Annotated in this window: 1 protein-coding gene; it reads right to left on the bottom strand. The window is 54.8% G+C overall.

Annotated elements, in window-relative coordinates:
* Positions 1 to 248 (bottom strand): TonB-dependent receptor plug domain-containing protein (locus tag H6A34_RS14800; protein WP_205106126.1); only part of this gene is annotated, 248 nt, incomplete at both ends.

Here is a 248-nt window from a genome sequence, read left to right as displayed (position 1 = left end):
GGCGAGCCCTCGGTCGTGGTGATGTTTACGCCGGCCATCTTACCGGTAAGGGCCTCACTGACATTAGACACAGGGATTTGCCCTATGTCCTCGGCGCTGACGGATGTTACGGCGCCCGTCAGGTCGCGCTTCCTTACAGTACCATAACCGATGACAACGAGATCGTCGAGTGCAGTAGCCTCATCTTCCATTGTAACTGTTACACTACTCTTTCCGGCCACGTTTACCGTCTGCGGCTTCATACCAAT

This window comes from Marseilla massiliensis (assembly GCF_016899855.1).
In the GTDB taxonomy this organism is placed as follows: domain Bacteria; phylum Bacteroidota; class Bacteroidia; order Bacteroidales; family Bacteroidaceae; genus Prevotella.
The sequence above is the reverse complement of the archived record's forward strand: the minus strand, read 5'-3'. Positions and strand labels throughout refer to the sequence as shown.